Here is a 15,392-nt window from a genome sequence, read left to right as displayed (position 1 = left end):
CGCCGTCTGTCCTGAACCTGTTCACCATAGTCGCCATGTCAATTCGTCGCATCCTGCCGTTCCTGCGCCACTTCGGACTGGTGCTGTGTCTCGTCCTTGTCACGCTTGCCTCGGCCCAGGCCCAGCCTGGCGGCGGTGCGTCCGGCACGTCCGGCGCCCTGACGCCGACCGATTGGAACGCGGCCCTGTCGGCTGTCACGCGCCAGTTGCGCGATCCGCGCATGGATGACGACGGCTTTGCCGCCCTGCGTGCCGATCTGGATCGCCTGCGCGTCAATGCCAGTATTGAACGCGACCAGTTCCGCCAGGCGGTGACAGGCACGCAGACGCAGCTCGATGCCCTGGGGCCGGCGCCGGCGACCGGCCAGCCGCGCGAAGCACCTGCAGTGACGGAGTCGCGCCGGCAGCTCGCCGTGCGCCTGCAATCGATACAAGACAGCGCCAAGCAGGCCGAGCTGGCGCTCACCCGCATCATAGCCCTGCAGGATGAGGTGGCCGACGAGGCGCGGCGCCAGTTCACCCGGCAATTGCTCTATCGCGGCGCCTCGCCATTCAGTCCGAATTTCTGGCGCAATGGCATCGAGGACATCCGCGCCGTTTCCACGCAGGTGATGGCGGCACCGGAACAGTGGTGGCAGGCCGACGACAACCGCCGTTCCGGCCATACCACGCTATTGCAGATCATCATGGTGGCGGTACTCACTGTTGTGCTGCTGATCCCGTTGCAGCGCTGGCTGCATCAGACCTATGGCATCCGCCCTGACAGCGACGGCGAGCCTTCTGCTGGCCGGCGCACGATTGCGTCTTTCACGGTGCTGATCAGCCAGACGGCCATGCCGCTGGCGGCGCTGTGGGCCACCTACGGTGTGCTGGTCGGCAATGACTGGGCGAACGGGCTGGTCGGCCGCATCATGTTCATGCTGATGCAGGCGATCAGCATTGCGCTGCTGGCGCGCGGCCTGGCCCAGGCGACGTTGTCGCCGCGCTATCCGGCCTGGGCGCTGATCCCGTTGCCGCAACTGGAGCGCAATCGCCTGCAGCGCCGCGTCACCGCCTTCTCGATCGGCATGGTGCTGGTCGCACTGCTGGTTGCGCCTTCGCGCGTCCCGGATTTCGGAACTGCCGGTCGCGACATGGTGATCGCGGCCGTGGCGCTGTTCCTGGTGATCACCAATCTGGCATTTTCAGATCCGCGGCTGTGGCGACCGCTGATCGATGACATGCGGCCCTTGCGGCTGTTCGCGGCACTGGTTTTCGGCCTTAACCTAGTCTCGCTCGCCGGCCTGCTGCTAGGCTACTACGGTGCCGCCGCCTTCCTGTCTTACGGCCTGCTCGGTTCGTGCCTCACCCTGGGCGCTTACGCCCTGGTGCGCAGCGCAGTGCGCGATGGTCTTTCCAATCTGGCCGAGAATCCGGAAAGCCGCTTCCGCAGTTGGCGCCAGACGCTGGGCCTGAGCGGCCCGCTGAGCACGACCAGCCAGCTGCTGTTCGGCCTGCTGGCCGATATCGTGCTGTTCATGCTACTGCTGATAGGCCTGGCTTTTGCCTGGGGCGTCAGTCGCGCGACGCTGATCGGCTACACGCTGGAACTGTTCTACGGCGTTTCCATCGGCCCGGTGACGATTTCGCTAGGCAACATCCTTGCCGCCGTGGTGGTGCTGGTGATCGGCATCGGCCTGACCCGGTTTCTCAGCGGCGGGCTCAACGCGCGGCTGGAACAGCAGAGCGGCATCGACCCCGGTGTGCGCAATTCCATGGTCACCGGGCTCACCTATGTCGGCTATCTGCTGGCCATGGTGGCTGGCGTCGGCGTGGTCGGGCTTGATCTGTCCAATCTCGCGATCATCGCCGGTGCGCTATCGGTCGGTATCGGTTTCGGCCTGCAGAATATCGTCAACAACTTCGTTTCGGGCCTGATCCTGCTGATCGAGCGGCCGGTGAAGGTCGGCGACTGGGTGGTGATCGGAGATCGCGAAGGCTATGTGCGGCGCATCAATGTGCGCTCCACCGAGATCGAGACCTTCCCGCGCGCCTCGGTGATCATTCCCAATTCGGAGCTGATCTCAAGTCCGGTGATGAACTGGACACATCGTAACCGGCTGGGCCGCGTCGATGTCGCCGTCAGCCTGTCCTATGCCGCCGACCTGGAGAAGGCGCGCGAGGTGCTGCTGAACTGCCTGACCAGCCACCCGGATATTCTCAGCATGCCGGCACCGCAGGTGATCTTCCGGGATTTCGGGTCCGGCACCCTGTTGTTCGCGCTGCGTGGCCATATCGCGGATGTGGAGAAGCGGCACATGATCGAAAGCGACCTGCGCTTTGCGATCCATAAATGCCTGAAGGAGAGCGGCGTCGGCCTGCCCTATGGTGCGCCTGCCATGATGCACCTGGCCGATATCGACCGGCTTGAAAAAGCTTTGGGCGGCCTGTCGGAACAGGGCCGCCCAAAGTCTCAGGAGTAATCCAGTCCGAAGTTAGTTCGGGCGTCCGGTCGGCCGCGGCAGATCGAACAGCAGGATTTCGGCGCCATCGGTGGCCGTGATCTCGATCTTGCCGTCACCCACCAGCGCCGCGCCGGCGCGGGTGGCGACCTGCTGGCCATCCACCGTCACCGAACCATCGGCTACCACCAGATAGGCCATGCGGTCGGCCTTCTGTTCGTAGGTGGCGCTCTGGCCCTTTTCGATCAGGGCGCCGAACAGCGTGGCATCCTGGTGGATCAGCAGCGTGCCGGGATTGGCCGATAGCACAGGCTCCTCGCCCGAAGCCAGCGGCACCAGCTTGTTGGCGCGATCGGCCTTGGGGAATTGTGCCTGGTCCCAGCGCGGCTTCAGCTTCGCCTGGCGCGGCTGGATCCAGATCTGGAACAGATGCGTCAGTTCGTCTTCGGCATTGTATTCCGAATGCATGATGCCGGTGCCGGCAGACATCACCTGCACATCGCCGGCCGGGGTGCGGCCCTTGTTGCCCAGGCTGTCTTCATGGCTGATGGCGCCCTTGGTGACATAGGTGATGATCTCCATGTCGCGGTGGCCATGCATCGGGAAGCCGGAATGCGGCGCGATTTCGTCATCGTTCCACACCCGCAGCGGCCCGAAGCCGTAGCCCATGGGGGCCTCGACACCGGAGAAGTTGAAATGGAACCGGCTGTTCAGCCAGTCGACATTCATGCGACCGAGATCATCGAAAGGAACAAGATGAATCATGGAAACCTCCATCGGCGACGGCTGATCCTATCCCAGCCGTCGCCGCAGTTAGAGACTTAGTTAAGCCTTCAGCTTGGCGGCAATGCCCGCCACATGCTTGCCCTGGAAGCGGGCGGTCTTCAGTTCGGTTTCGCTCGGCTGACGGCTGCCGTCCGGGCCGGCGATGGTACCGGCGCCGAGCGGCGAGCCGCCCTTCACCGCGCTGATGTCCATCGTCTCCGGAATGGCATAGGGCAGGCCGACGATCACCAGGCCATGATGCAGCAGGGTGGTGTGGAAGCTGCTCGCGGTGGTTTCGTTGCCGCCGCCGGTGCCGGTGGAGACGAAGACGCTGCCCACCTTGCCGACCAGCGCGCCCTTGACCCACAGACCGCCGGTCTGGTCGAGGAAGCTGCGCATCTGGCTGGTCATGTTGCCGAAGCGGGTGCCGGTGCCGAAAATGATGGCGTCATAGTCGGCCAGCTCGGCCGGCTCGGCGATCGGGGCGGCCTGGTCCCACTTGCCGCCGGCCTTCTTGAAGGCCTCTTCCGGCATGGTCTCGGGCACGCGCTTGATCGTCACCTGGGTGCCGGGGACTTCCCGGGCGCCGGCGGCGACCGCCTCGGCCATCTTTTCAACATGGCCGTACATCGAATGGTAGAGCACCAGAACCTTGGTCATTGTCGCTTCTCCAGTTAGGGGGTGGGTTGGTGTTGAGGCGAAAGTAAGCTTTTCTCGAATTGAAACAATGTCGTGTTTGGAATATTATTGTTTCCTATGGGAAACAATATGGACCATCTGGCTGACTTGGCCGTTTTCGCCCGGGTAGTGGAGCTGGAGAGTTTCAGCGCCGCGGCCGAAGCACTGGCACTGTCGAAATCGGCTGTCTCCAAGCAGGTGTCGCGGCTGGAGCAGCGGCTGGGGACCCAGCTGCTGCAGCGCACGACGCGAAAACTGTCGCTGACCGAGACCGGCCGCATCGTGCTGGATCATGCCCAGCGTGTGTTGCTGGAGGCGGAAGCCGTGGATGCCGCCGTGCAGAATCTGCAGGTCCTGCCGCGCGGCCTGCTGCGTGTGAACCTGCCGATGAGCTTTGGCCTGGCCTATGTGGCACCACTGCTGCCCGAACTGCTGGCGCTGTGTCCCGAGCTGAAGGTCGATCTCACCTTCAACGACCGCACCATCGACCTGCTGGAAGAAGAGGTGGATGTGGCCATCCGCATCGGCGCCAATCTGGCTGATTCCACGCTGACGGCGCGACGTCTGGCCCCGGTGCGACCGATCACCTGCGCGTCGGAATCCTATCTGCGCAAAGCCGGCGTGCCGCTCAAACCCGATGACCTGCGCCAGCATGAATGCCTGATGTACAAATACCTGCCCGAGCCCGGCACCTGGCATTACGAAGGGCCGGGGGGACCCTATGCGGTGAAAGTCTCGGGCCGGCTGACGACCAACAACGGCGATTCGCTGCGCAATGCCGCGATGGCTGGCCATGGGATCGCCCGGTTGCCCAGCTTTATCGTCGGGCCTGATATCGCGGCCGGTCGGCTTGTGCCGTTGCTGGAAGCCTACGAGCCGGCGCCGCTTGGTATCTACGCGGTCTACCCGGCACAGCGTTACCTGACCCCCAAGGTGCGGGCCTTTATCGATTTCTATGCCAGCCGGTTTGGCCCCGAGCCGCCCTGGGAGTGTGTTCTGGCCGACACAGCCCGGCCCAAGAGTGTACCAGGAGATATGAAATCCCTGTGAAACCGGGTTTACGCCTCCGGCCGGCTATGCTAATCGACTTTCGCGACCTAACAGGACTTTGTGTCATGACCCGCCAGTGGCGACATCGACGAGCCCGTATGAGCGCACCGCAAACGCAAATGATGCGAAAGCGGTGCGTAACGGCCGTTTGTGCGCGCTGAAGCTGGGTCATTGTCGCCTACCGATCTCCGACTGACATCTGCTTCCACCATGAGCACGAACCGGCCAACCGGACGGAAGGCTAAGGCCACCCGTCCGCCTCTGGTGTCCGAAATCGTTGCTGGAAGCAAACTCATGTACCCCATTCTGCCCGAGCGGCCGTCCGACGCCGCCCAGATCGATACCCTGCTGGATCTCACCTTCGGCTCGGATCGCACCCGCAAGACCGTGTACCGGCTGCGCGAGAATGTGGCGCATGTGAAGGCGCTTGCCTTCGTGGTGCGTGACGAGGATGGCGTGGTGCTGGGCTCGATCCGCTACTGGCCGGTCGCCATCGGCGAGCAGGCCGCGCCGGCGATCATGCTGGGTCCGGTGACGGTGCATCCCGATTACCAGGGCCAGGGCATCGGCCGCGCCCTGATCCGGCACAGCCTCTACACCGCCACCCGGCTCGGCCATGGCCTGTGCATCCTGGTCGGTGACAAACCCTATTACGAACCCTTCGGCTTTGTCGGTGCCGCCGATCGCGGCCTGGAGATGCCCGGCTGGGTCGAACGCGAGCGGTTCCAGGTGATGGAACTGGCGGCGGGTGCGCTGCAGGGCGTCAGCGGCATGGTCGGCAAGCCGGTGAAGACCAGCCGCAAGAAGGCGGCAGCTTAATCATGGCGCGCACCGTCTTGCCCGATGGCAATGGCGGTCGCCTGCTTCTGCTCGACAGCATCGCTGAAATCCGCAGCGAGGACGCCGGCTGGCTGGTGGTGTCTGGCAGCCATGGCGGGGTGAGCGCCGCGGAGTTTGCCATCGCCGTCAGTTTACGCGGCTGCTTCCTCAACGATGCTGGCTTCGGCAAGGATGATGCCGGCGTGGCCGGGCTGGTGCTGCTGCCCTATCCGGCAGCGGCCTACAGTCATGACTCGGCCCGCATCGGTGATGCGGCAGATGCATGGGTGCATGGCATGCTGACGCGGGTGAATGCCGCTGGGCAGGCTGCAGGTTGGCAGGCTGGTCTGTCGGTTTCGGAAGCCGTTAAGCGGCTGTCGCGCTAGCGGCTCTCGCGCCGCCACATCAGCAGCATCGCCAGCAGCAGCGCGGTCAGCACCGCCAGCGGCAGGGCCAGCGGCGTCAGCGTCAGTCCGGTGACCACGAAGTCGTTCTGGCGATACAGCCCGATCCAGCCGCGGCCGGCCTGCTCGCGCACGGCGCTGCGGGTCGGCTTCTCGACCATGCGGATATCTGGCATACCCTCGCGCAGCCAGCCGATGCTGCCGTGGCTGGCATCGGCCAGCGGCTTCAGGATCGCCGGCGTGGCGCGCGGATCGGCGAATTCGCGCGGGTTGATCGCACCCATGGTGGCCACCGTTTCGCGCTCGCCGTCGCGCACGCGGTAGATGCCGGGCATCTCGACCGGCAGCCGCCCTCTGGCGATGCCGTCGCCCAGTTCTTCCAGCATCAGGCGGGTTTCGCTGCCGTCCGGACGGATCACCGTCACCGGTTCCTTGCGTTCGGTCAGGCTGCGGCGTTCGACTTCCAACCGGCCGCCCTTGGCATCGGCGCGTAAAGCCTCTTCCTCCAGGTCGGGTTCCTTCATCAGCCAGTGCGCCAGCCGGCGCAGCAACTCGGCCTGCGGGCCGCCGCCCTCGTAGCCGCGCGACCACAGCCAGATATGGTCGGAATAGAACTGCGCCACGCGACCCTTTTCGACGCGGTCGAGCACCAGCAACGGTTCGCGGTTCGGGCTTTCCATCACCGGCGTGCCGCGTGTGAGATCCACATTGATGACACGGAACCAGCGGCTCCAGGTCGGCTGGCCGTTTTCGCCCACCGAGCCGGGTAAACCGGCCGTGACCGGATGGCGCTTGCCGATGGCGCTCAACTGTGGCGTGAAAGGCTCGGTGCGCATCGTGCCGTTCGGCCGGCCGGGCAGCACTTCGGAGACCGGCGTGCGATAGATGCTGAGTGGCGTGGCATAGGCCGGGCCGGAGACTTCGAGGAAGGCGCCGCCGCGTTGGACATAGCGGGCGATATTTTCGTAGTAAGCGGTCGGCAGGATGCCGCGCCGCCGGTAGCGGTCGAAGATGATCAGGTCGAACTCGTTCAGCTTGATCTCGAACAGTTCGCGGATCGGGAAGGCAATCAGCGACAGCTCGCGGATCGGCGTGCCATCCTGCTTGTCCGGCGGCCTCAGAATCGTGAAATGCACCAGATCGACATTGGGATCGGCCTTCAGCAGGTTGCGCCAGACGCGCTCGCCGGCATGCACTTCACCGGTGACCAGCAGCACGCGCAGGCGGTCGCGCACGCCGTTCACCGACAGCGCCACGCGATTGTTCAGCGGCGTCAGCTCGCCCGGGATCGGCGGTACTTCGAATTCGAGCAGGCTGCGGTCGGCGCGTGACAGCCTGAAGGGTACGGTGACATCGCGCCCGATCGGCACCTGCAGCACCCGTTCGCCGACGTCCTGCTGGCGGAAGCGCAGTTCGGCCATTTCGTTGGGCGCCGCGCCGGTATCGTCGACCCGCAGGGTGACGTTCAGATCCTGGTTGACCATGCCGAAGGTGGGTGCATTGCGCACCACCAGCCGGCGGTCGCGCTCATCGGGCCGGCCGGTCAGCAGCACATGCACCGGCGCGCCGGTCACATCCTGGGCGGCGGCGATCTCGGCCGGCATGTCATGCACCTGACCATCGGTGACCAGGATGCTGCCGGCCAGGCGATGGCGCGGCAGGTCGCTCAGCGCCAGTGTCAGCGCCGTAAACAGCCGGGTGCCTTCGTCGCGGTCGGCGGTTTCGGCCGCCGGCTTGCCGGCGCGCACCACGCGCAGTTCCAGATTCTCGATGGCGCCGAGTTTTTCGCGCAGCACCGCCTCGGCCTGTTCGACCTGGCGCTGGCGGTCGGCGATACCCTGGCTCGGGCTTTCGTCCACCACCACCACGGCAATATCGGGCAGGGTGCTGCGTTCTTCCTTGCGCGCCACCGGGTTGGCCAGCGTGCCGATGGCCAGCACCGCCACCAGCGCACGCAGCAGCGTGCCGCGGGCATGGCGCCACAGGCCCAGCATGGTCAGCACCAGTGCGATGGCGCCGCAGGCCAGCAGCAGCGGCCAGGGGACCAGCGGGGCGAAATCGAGTGTAAGGGCGCTGTTCATGCTGCTGCGGTGTTCAGTTGCCCAGGCGCTCGAGCAGCGCCGGGATATGCACCTGGTCGGCCTTGTAGTTGCCGGTCATCGTGTACACCAGCAGGTTGACGCCGAAGCGATAGGCAAATTCGCGCTGGCGCGGCGCATTCGGCACGGTGACCGCCAGTGGCCGGCCGTTGCTGTCGATGGCCCAGGCGGCGGCGAAATCATGGCTGCCGATCACGATGGAGGTGACGCCATCCTTGTCGCCGCCCGGATGGCGCTCGACCCACAGCGTGCCGCCGCTGTAGCGGCCGGGAAAGTCCTGCAGCAGGTAAAACGCCTTGGTCAGCACATGGTCGTCAGGCACCGGCATCAGCGGCGGAATGTCGAGCCGGGCCAGCAGCTGGCGCAGCTTGTCGGTATTCGGGCTGGCCGCTGTGCCGCTCAGGCCCATGGCCTGGTCGCGGGTGTCGAACAGGATCATGCCGCCGGTCTTCATGAACAGGTCGAGACGGCGCAGCGCGGCATCCGACAGCTGCGGCTGCTGCGGCACGATTGGCCAGTAGAGGAACGGCACCAGCGAGATGTCGTCGGCTTCCAGATTGACGCCGAGCGGCTCGGCCGCCTCGATCGAGGTGCGACGGAACAGCACTTCGGTCAGGCCATAGAGGCCGGCGCGGCTCAGCTGGTCGACATCGGCCTGGCCGGTGACGACATAGGCCAGCCGCAGGTCGAGCGAGGCCTTCAGCGCGAACTCGTCATTCGCCGAGAGCGTATTGGTATTGCGGCGTGTCTGGGCTTCAGCGATGCCGGAAGCCAGCAGCAGGGTTGCGGCCAGCATGGCGGCGGCCGGCTTGCGCCAGTCAGTAAGCCGTGCCGGCAGCAGGCCGCGCAGGCCCAGCCCGATCAGCCAGTCGGCCAGGAACAGCAGCAGTGCTGCGCCGAGCAGCCAGGGCAGCAGATGCATCTCGCGCGAGGTGGCATCCAGGCGCAGCTGGGTCACGGCCGATGGCCAGTTGGTCACCGGCAGCAATCTGGTTTCGGCATTGGCGGTGTTGAGGGCCTGCCGGCTGTCGAGGCGGCCATACCAGCCCGGTGGATGGCGCGGGCTGGGTTTGGTCGAGGCAAGTGCGCGCGGCGGCAGCGGTTGCACGGCGGGGCCGGGCTCGGCAGCACGACCGAAACCGTCCAGCACGCTCAGCGGCGGCAGCGGCGTATCGGCGGCTTCGCCGGTGCCGGTGATGCCCTGCGACAGATCGATCACCTTGCGCAGCATTTCGACATAGAACCCGCTCAATGCCAGATCTGACCACAGCGTGTTGGCGGTGGTATGCACCAGGATCAGCCAGCCCTTGCCGCGCTGGGTGGCGGTGACCAGTGGCGTGCCGTCTTCCAGTCGCAGCCAGGTCTTGTCGCCCAGCTGCGCCTCCGGTTCGGCCAGCACCTGGCGGCTGACGCTAACCTCGTTGCTGCCGGCGAGGCCATAGAAGGGACTGGTTTCCGGCGTGGCGCCCAGCCGTTGCGGCTGCGACCAGGACAGCGCACCGCCCAGCTGGCGCGCGCCCTGACGCAGTTTGACCGGCAGCAGGCCATCCGTGGCCTCGGCCATGCGCGGACCGGCAAAGCGCAGCAGCACGCCACCCTTGTCGATCCATTGCTCCAGCTGGCGGGTTTCGCTCGCCACCACCTGGGCCACATCGGCCAGCACCACCACGGCGATCTCACGCTGCAGCAGCTCGCCAACCGGCGCGGACCGCAGCTCGGCATAAGGGGTCAGCGCGCGCTCCAGATAGAACAGATCGCCCAGCAGAGGCTGGCGGGTCTCGACCGCGCCACCGGTGACCAGGCCGACCGGTCGGCGGCGCCAGCGATCATCCAGCAACTGCACGCTGCCGGCGCTGGGCTGTTCCTCGATCTCAAGCCGGGAAAGCTGGTTGCGCAATTCGCTCGGCAGATCGAGCTTGTGGCTGGCGGTTTCGGCGCGGCCGCTGAAGCTGAGGGAGTCGCGCGCCAGCACGCGACCCTGGTCGGTGACGGCGCGCAGTGTCACCGTCTGGTCGCCGGTCGCATTGCCGCTGCGCCGCACGGTCACGCTGTCGCCCTGCGCGGTGGTGACCGGCGGCAACAGGGCGAGCGCCACATCGTCGGGCGCGGTGATGACACTGAGCGGGCCCAGGCGCAGCAGCCACTCGGCCAGCGTATAGGTGCCCTCACCGGATTCGTCATCGCGCAGGCTGTCACTCAACCAGACCACATCGGCACTGTCGGGCAGCCGTGCCTGCTGCAGCGCCTGCACCAGGGCGGCACGGTCGCTGGCCCAGGCCTTGGGCTGCAGGGTTGCGATCAGCGGTCGCAGGTCGCCGGCCGGCATCAGCTGGCTCGGCTGCATCGCCTCGCCATTGGCCGGTGCAGCGGTGGTGATCAGCAGGGCCGGGCGGCCGTCGCGTTCGGCGCTTTCCAGTAGCGCGTCGGCGCGGGCGATCTTTTCACGCCAGCGCGGCGCCGCGGTCCAGCCGTCGTCGATGACCAGCACCAGAGCCTCGCCGTCGCGCTGCACGGCCTGCGGATTGAGGATCGGTTCGGCCAGCGCCAGGATCGCCAGGGCGGCGATCAGCAGGCGCAGCAGCAGCAGCCACAGCGGTGTATGCGCCGGGGTTTCTTCCTTGGGGCGCAGCAGGAGCAGCAGGCGCAGCGGCGGGAAGGTCACCAGCTTGGGCTGCGGCGGCGTGATGCGCAGCAGCCACCACAACACGGGCAGGCTGGCCAGGGCGGCGAGCGCCCAGGGCGTGGCAAAGGCCAGTGCGCCAAGCGACAGCATGATCAGCGCCCCACAGGCAGGGCGCGCTCGCCCTGCAGGGATTGATAGAGCGTCAGCAGCGCCGTCTGCGGCGGCCGGTCGGTGCGGTGCTTGATATGCCGCCAGCCGAGCCGGCGGCAGACCTCGGCCAGTTCATGCTGATGCGCCGCAAAGGTGCTGCGCCATTCATCGGCCATGGTTTCGGCGCGCGGCGCCAGCAGCGGGTCTTCGCCTTCCAGCCCGAGGAAGCGGGTGCGGCCCTTGTAGGGGAAGTCTTCCTCGGCGGGGTCGACCAGCCGCAGCAGCGTGCCCTTCACACCCATATCGGCATACTGGCGCAGGCGGGTGGCTATCTCGGCTACCGGATACAGGAAGTCGCCGAGCAGCACGACATGGGCATAGCGTGGCAGCACCTGCTGCGGCGGCAGGCTGGCTTCGGCGGTCTCGAAGCGCGAGCGGATCAGGCGCTCGGCGATGCGCTCCATCACCATGCGGCCTGCGGCCGGCCGCTGCGGATGGCCGAGCAGGGCGACGCGCTCGCCGCCGCGCAGCAGCAGGCTGGCCAGGGCCAGCAGCAGCAGATCGCCGCGCTCGTCCTTCTGTTCCATGCCGAGACTGGATTTCCAGCGCATGGAGGGCGAGGGATCGCGCCACAGCCATACGCTTTCGGCAGCTTCCCATTCGTTTTCGCGTATGAAGGCGACCTGGCGCTTGGCGGTCTGGCGCCAGTCGATGCGGGTCAGTGCATCGCCCTGGCTGTAGCGGCGGAACTGCCAGAAGGCATCACCGGGGCCGACACGGCGGCGGCCATGCACGCCCTGCTCCACGGTCGCGGCCACACGTTCGGCGGCCACCAGCAGCGGTGGCAGGAATGCGGCAAAGTGTTCGGCGCGCTGGCGCCGGGCGTTAGCGGTTGTTCCAGCCGCTACGGCCGCTGTCATCGCAAGGGAGCGGTCAGCTTTGCGATGACGTCGGAAACGGTGACGCCTTCGGCGCGGGCGGCGAAGGTGAGGGCCATGCGATGCCGCAGGATCGGACCGGCGAGTGCCAGCACGTCTTCAATGGAGGGGGCCAGGCGGCCCTGCAGCAGGGCGCGGGCGCGCACTGCCAGCATCAGGGCCTGGCTGGCGCGCGGGCCGGGGCCCCAGGCCACCAGTTCGGCCAGTCCGGGAATGTCGGTTTCCTCGGGGCGGCCGGCACGGACCAGATTGAGGATGGCTTCCACCACGCTCTCGCCTACTGGAATACGGCGGACGAGGCGCTGGGCGGCCATCAGGTCAGTGGCGTTCAGCACGGTGGGGATCGATTCTTCCGCCGCGCCGGTGGTGGCGAACAGCATGCGGCGCTCTGCCTCGCGGTCGGGATAGCGCACGTCGATCTGCAGCAGGAAGCGGTCGAGCTGGGCTTCCGGCAGCGGATAGGTGCCTTCCTGCTCCAGCGGATTCTGCGTCGCCAGCACATGGAAGGGCGCGGGGAGTTCGTGGCGCTGGCCGGCTACCGAAACCTGGCGTTCCTGCATCGCCTGCAGCAGTGCGGATTGCGTGCGCGGGCTGGCACGGTTGATTTCGTCGGCCATCAGCAGCTGGCAGAAAACCGGGCCGGGAATGAAACGGAACGAGCGCCGCCCGGTTTCGCTTTCCTCCAGCACCTCGGAGCCGACGATATCCGCCGGCATGAGGTCGGGGGTGAACTGCACGCGGCGGGCATCGAGGCCCAGAACCTTGGCCAGGGTCTCGACCAGCTTGGTCTTGGCGAGACCCGGCACACCGACCAGCAGGGCATGGCCACCGGCCAGTAAAGTGATGAGAGTTTCCTCCACCACATCGCCCTGACCGAAGATCACCCGGCCGACCGCATCGCGGGCGGTTACGAGACGGCCGCCGACCCGTTCGATCTCTGGGAGGATATGTTCGGCGGTATCGCTCAAATTGTGCATGGGAATGAGTATATAGTAGAAGCGAAACGAAAGCCCAGATGCCTTATATGTCCGCTACCCCGCCAAAAGGCCCCAGTCTCAAGGAAGTGATCGCCCGCTTCGGCGGCGAGGATGGATTGCGCAAAAAACCGCCGGTACATCTGTGGAACCCGCCATTTTGCGGGCAGATCGACATGCGGATCGCCCGAAACGGGAGCTGGCACTATATGGGTTCGCCGATTCCGCGACCTGCCATGGTCAAGTTATTCGCCAGTATCCTGCGGCGCGAGCCAGATAACAGCTACGTTCTGGTGACACCGGTGGAGAAATGCGCGATCCGAGTCGATGATGCTCCCTTCCTGGCTGTCGAAGCGACGGTTGCCGACGAGGGCGATGCGCGCCTGATCGCGTTTCGCACCAATGTGGACGACATCGTGCCGCTGGATGCCGAGCATCCGTTGCGTATCGCGGTAAATCCGCAGACCGGCGAGCCATCGCCCTATGTGCTGGTGCGCGATCGGCTGGAAGCGCTGATCGCGCGTCCGGTCTATTATCAGCTGGTCGAGATGGCGGAGGAGCGCGTTGTCGATGGCAAGACCATGCTGGGCGTGCAAAGCGCCGGCGACTTTTTTGCGTTAGGGGAAATGCCGTGAATGCCGCCGCGCCGTTAATTATCGACAGCACACCCGCCGTCGAACGTTTGCGCACCCACCTCCAGCCGGTGCCGAGCTTCGATGCGATCCCGCGCGACTTCACGCTGGCGGCGAAAGGCGACTTCCAGCTCAATCCCGGTTTCACGCCGCTCCGGGCCGGCCCGCTCAATCCGGCGGCGGTGCTGGTGCCGGTGGTGGCCTATGAAGACGGCGAGCGGGTGATCCTGACCAAGCGCACCGCACATCTGTCCAACCATGCCGGCCAGATCAGTTTTCCCGGCGGCCGCGTTGATGCCGAGGATCCGGATGTAATCGCCACGGCGCTGCGCGAGACCGAGGAAGAGATCGGACTGGACCGCAGCCATATCAGCGTGTTGGGTGCCCTGGATGCCTATGTCACCGGTACCGGCTTCGCCGTGGTGCCGGTGGTCGGCCTGGTGCGGCCGGGCTTCGCCCTCAGCCTGGCCCAGCATGAAGTGGCCGAGGTCTTTGAGGTGCCGTTCGGCTTCCTGATGGATCCGCGCAATCACCAGCGGCACAAAGGTGTATTCAACGGCGTCGAACGGCAGTGGTGGGCGATGCCCTATCGCGACTATTACATCTGGGGTGCCACGGCGGGCATGCTGCGCAACCTGCACGACCTGCTGGCAAAGGGGCCCGACGCATGAGCCGCCTGATCGTCCATCTGCTGCCACTGATCCTGCCGTTCCTGCTCTATGGCCTCTACATCTGGCATGTGAAGCGCAGCGGCAAGGACGGCCCGGAGGCGACGCCCTGGTTCTGGCTGGCCGCCGTCGGCCTGGTGCTCATGACCCTCAGCTTCCTGGGCTATGATCTGGTCTTCGGCGGGCAGACCGGCGATTACGCGCCGGCGCGGTTTGAGAATGGCCGCATCGTGCCGGGCCGTATCGGCCAGTGAGGCGGCAACCGTGACCCTGCCGGATTCGATTCCGCCCGTCGACTGGATGACGGCGGCGCCGACCCGCAGCCTGTTGGCCGCGCTGGGTGCCAGCGGCGCCCCGGTGCGCTTTGTCGGCGGCTGTGTGCGCGATGCCATCCTGGGGCTGCGGCCTGCCGATATCGATCTCGCCACCCCGGAAACGCCCGAGGTGGTGATCCGGCGGCTGGAGAAGGCCAAACTCAAGGCGGTTCCCACTGGCATCGAACACGGGACCGTCACCGCCGTGGTGCCCCCGGCCACCTTCCAGGTGACCACGCTGCGCCGCGATGTGGCCACCGATGGTCGCCACGCCACCGTGGTCTTCGGCACCGACTGGGCCGAGGATGCCGCGCGGCGGGATTTTACCATCAACGCGCTCTATGCCGACGCCGATGGCCGGCTCTATGACTATACCGATGGCCGCGCCGATCTGGCGGCCGGCTTGGTACGGTTCATAGGCGATCCGGCTGCCCGCGTGGCCGAGGATTATCTGCGGGTGCTGCGGTTTTTCCGTTTCCATGCGCGCTTTGGCCGGGGCGCACCGGATGCCGCATCGCTGGCCGCCTGCGCCGCGGCGTCCGACCGGCTGGACCGCCTGTCGGGCGAGCGGATTCGCGACGAGTTGCTGAAAATCCTGATCCTGCCCAATGCTGCTGATGCCCTGGTGCTGATGCAGCAGAGCGGGGTGTTGGCTGCCGTGTTGCCTGAAGCGCACTTCGAGGCGGCGGCACTCGGGCGGCTGATCGCTCTGCAGGCGGCTGTCGCCGCCGGCAGCCAGGCCGAGCCCGAGGTCTGGCCGCGTCTGGCCCTGCTGCTGGCCGGCGATGCCGCGGCGGGCATGGCGATGGCCGAGCGTCTGCGCCTGTCGAACGCGCA

At 66.4% G+C, this 15,392-nt stretch carries 14 protein-coding genes; 8 read left to right on the top strand and 6 right to left on the bottom strand.

The genetic code is table 11. From position 1 onward, the window contains the following. The first annotated feature begins 35 nt into the window (after nucleotides 1–35). Nucleotides 36–2,462, top strand: a complete 2,427-nt coding sequence (locus tag AAG799_RS10860) for a DUF3772 domain-containing protein (RefSeq protein ID WP_341895852.1) — start codon at nucleotides 36–38, stop codon at nucleotides 2,460–2,462. 12 nt (nucleotides 2,463–2,474) lie between these two features. Here AAG799_RS10860 and AAG799_RS10855 read toward each other — a convergent pair whose 3' ends face one another. Both AAG799_RS10855 and wrbA read right to left on the bottom strand, forming a co-directional pair. After that, a complete protein-coding gene (locus AAG799_RS10855) occupies nucleotides 2,475–3,206 on the bottom strand; it encodes a pirin family protein (RefSeq protein WP_341895851.1) in 732 nt (243 codons plus the stop codon). A gap of 60 nt (nucleotides 3,207–3,266) precedes the next feature. After that, on the bottom strand, nucleotides 3,267–3,866 hold the full coding sequence (gene wrbA / locus AAG799_RS10850) for an NAD(P)H:quinone oxidoreductase (RefSeq protein ID WP_341895850.1): 600 nt from the start codon (nucleotides 3,864–3,866) through the stop codon (nucleotides 3,267–3,269). Between the two features lie 108 nt (nucleotides 3,867–3,974). On the opposite strand from wrbA, the gene AAG799_RS10845 reads away from it, so the two are divergent. From AAG799_RS10845 to AAG799_RS10835, 3 genes are all read left to right on the top strand, one after another. Continuing rightward, the gene (locus tag AAG799_RS10845) at nucleotides 3,975–4,934 is read left to right on the top strand and encodes a LysR family transcriptional regulator (protein ID WP_341895849.1); all 960 of its coding nucleotides are present in this window, start codon (nucleotides 3,975–3,977) and stop codon (nucleotides 4,932–4,934) included. Nucleotides 4,935–5,228: 294 nt separating this feature from the next. Further along, nucleotides 5,229–5,753, top strand: a complete 525-nt coding sequence (locus AAG799_RS10840) for an N-acetyltransferase (RefSeq protein ID WP_341895848.1) — start codon at nucleotides 5,229–5,231, stop codon at nucleotides 5,751–5,753. A gap of 2 nt (nucleotides 5,754–5,755) precedes the next feature. Beyond that, nucleotides 5,756–6,139 (top strand): hypothetical protein, encoded by a 384-nt coding sequence (locus tag AAG799_RS10835; RefSeq protein ID WP_341895847.1) that lies wholly within the window; start codon nucleotides 5,756–5,758, stop codon nucleotides 6,137–6,139. Here AAG799_RS10835 and AAG799_RS10830 read toward each other — a convergent pair. The 4 genes from AAG799_RS10830 to AAG799_RS10815 are packed head-to-tail and all read right to left on the bottom strand — an operon-like array spanning nucleotide 6,136 to nucleotide 12,944. Next, entirely contained in the window at nucleotides 6,136–8,238 is a 2,103-nt protein-coding gene (locus tag AAG799_RS10830; RefSeq protein WP_341895846.1) for a hypothetical protein, read from the bottom strand. The genes AAG799_RS10835 and AAG799_RS10830 overlap by 4 nt on opposite strands. A 13-nt stretch (nucleotides 8,239–8,251) precedes the next feature. After that, on the bottom strand, nucleotides 8,252–11,029 hold the full coding sequence (locus AAG799_RS10825) for a DUF4159 domain-containing protein (RefSeq protein WP_341895845.1): 2,778 nt from the start codon (nucleotides 11,027–11,029) through the stop codon (nucleotides 8,252–8,254). A gap of 2 nt (nucleotides 11,030–11,031) precedes the next feature. Then, complete coding sequence (locus AAG799_RS10820) at nucleotides 11,032–11,949, bottom strand: DUF58 domain-containing protein (RefSeq protein ID WP_341895844.1); 918 nt, start codon at nucleotides 11,947–11,949, stop codon at nucleotides 11,032–11,034. Beyond that, a complete protein-coding gene (locus AAG799_RS10815) occupies nucleotides 11,946–12,944 on the bottom strand; it encodes a MoxR family ATPase (RefSeq protein ID WP_341895843.1) in 999 nt (332 codons plus the stop codon). The genes AAG799_RS10820 and AAG799_RS10815 overlap by 4 nt, the downstream gene beginning before the upstream one ends. A gap of 86 nt (nucleotides 12,945–13,030) precedes the next feature. Between AAG799_RS10815 and AAG799_RS10810 the strand changes: the two genes are divergently transcribed. The 4 genes from AAG799_RS10810 to AAG799_RS10795 all read left to right on the top strand — a co-directional run. Further along, the gene (locus AAG799_RS10810; protein WP_341895842.1) at nucleotides 13,031–13,576 is read left to right on the top strand and encodes a DUF1285 domain-containing protein; all 546 of its coding nucleotides are present in this window, start codon (nucleotides 13,031–13,033) and stop codon (nucleotides 13,574–13,576) included. Continuing rightward, nucleotides 13,573–14,244: a CoA pyrophosphatase gene (locus AAG799_RS10805; RefSeq protein WP_341895841.1), complete on the top strand. Its 672-nt coding sequence runs from the start codon at nucleotides 13,573–13,575 to the stop codon at nucleotides 14,242–14,244. Before AAG799_RS10810 ends, AAG799_RS10805 begins: the two co-directional genes overlap by 4 nt. Beyond that, entirely contained in the window at nucleotides 14,241–14,495 is a 255-nt protein-coding gene (locus AAG799_RS10800) for a hypothetical protein (protein ID WP_341895840.1), read from the top strand. Before AAG799_RS10805 ends, AAG799_RS10800 begins: the two co-directional genes overlap by 4 nt. 10 nt (nucleotides 14,496–14,505) lie before the next feature. Beyond that, nucleotides 14,506–15,392: CCA tRNA nucleotidyltransferase (locus tag AAG799_RS10795; RefSeq protein ID WP_341895839.1), on the top strand; the 887-nt coding region annotated here is incomplete at its 3' end.

Origin of the sequence: Ferrovibrio terrae, from assembly GCF_943371255.1 — a bacterium.
Lineage (GTDB): Bacteria > Pseudomonadota > Alphaproteobacteria > Ferrovibrionales > Ferrovibrionaceae > Ferrovibrio > Ferrovibrio terrae_B.
This window is presented reverse-complemented; position numbering and strand designations above follow the sequence as displayed.

Bases quoted from the DNA above. Each gene is read 5' to 3' on its own strand.
- AAG799_RS10860 (WP_341895852.1), top strand. From the start codon at position 36: ATGTCAATTCGTCGCATCCTGCCGTTCCTGCGCCACTTCGGACTGGTG.
- AAG799_RS10855 (WP_341895851.1), bottom strand. From the start codon at position 3,206: ATGATTCATCTTGTTCCTTTCGATGATCTCGGTCGCATGAATGTCGAC.
- wrbA (WP_341895850.1), bottom strand. From the start codon at position 3,866: ATGACCAAGGTTCTGGTGCTCTACCATTCGATGTACGGCCATGTTGAA.
- AAG799_RS10845 (WP_341895849.1), top strand. From the start codon at position 3,975: ATGGACCATCTGGCTGACTTGGCCGTTTTCGCCCGGGTAGTGGAGCTG.
- AAG799_RS10840 (WP_341895848.1), top strand. From the start codon at position 5,229: ATGTACCCCATTCTGCCCGAGCGGCCGTCCGACGCCGCCCAGATCGAT.
- AAG799_RS10835 (WP_341895847.1), top strand. From the start codon at position 5,756: ATGGCGCGCACCGTCTTGCCCGATGGCAATGGCGGTCGCCTGCTTCTG.
- AAG799_RS10830 (WP_341895846.1), bottom strand. From the start codon at position 8,238: ATGAACAGCGCCCTTACACTCGATTTCGCCCCGCTGGTCCCCTGGCCG.
- AAG799_RS10825 (WP_341895845.1), bottom strand. From the start codon at position 11,029: ATGCTGTCGCTTGGCGCACTGGCCTTTGCCACGCCCTGGGCGCTCGCC.
- AAG799_RS10820 (WP_341895844.1), bottom strand. From the start codon at position 11,949: ATGACAGCGGCCGTAGCGGCTGGAACAACCGCTAACGCCCGGCGCCAG.
- AAG799_RS10815 (WP_341895843.1), bottom strand. From the start codon at position 12,944: ATGCACAATTTGAGCGATACCGCCGAACATATCCTCCCAGAGATCGAA.
- AAG799_RS10800 (WP_341895840.1), top strand. From the start codon at position 14,241: ATGAGCCGCCTGATCGTCCATCTGCTGCCACTGATCCTGCCGTTCCTG.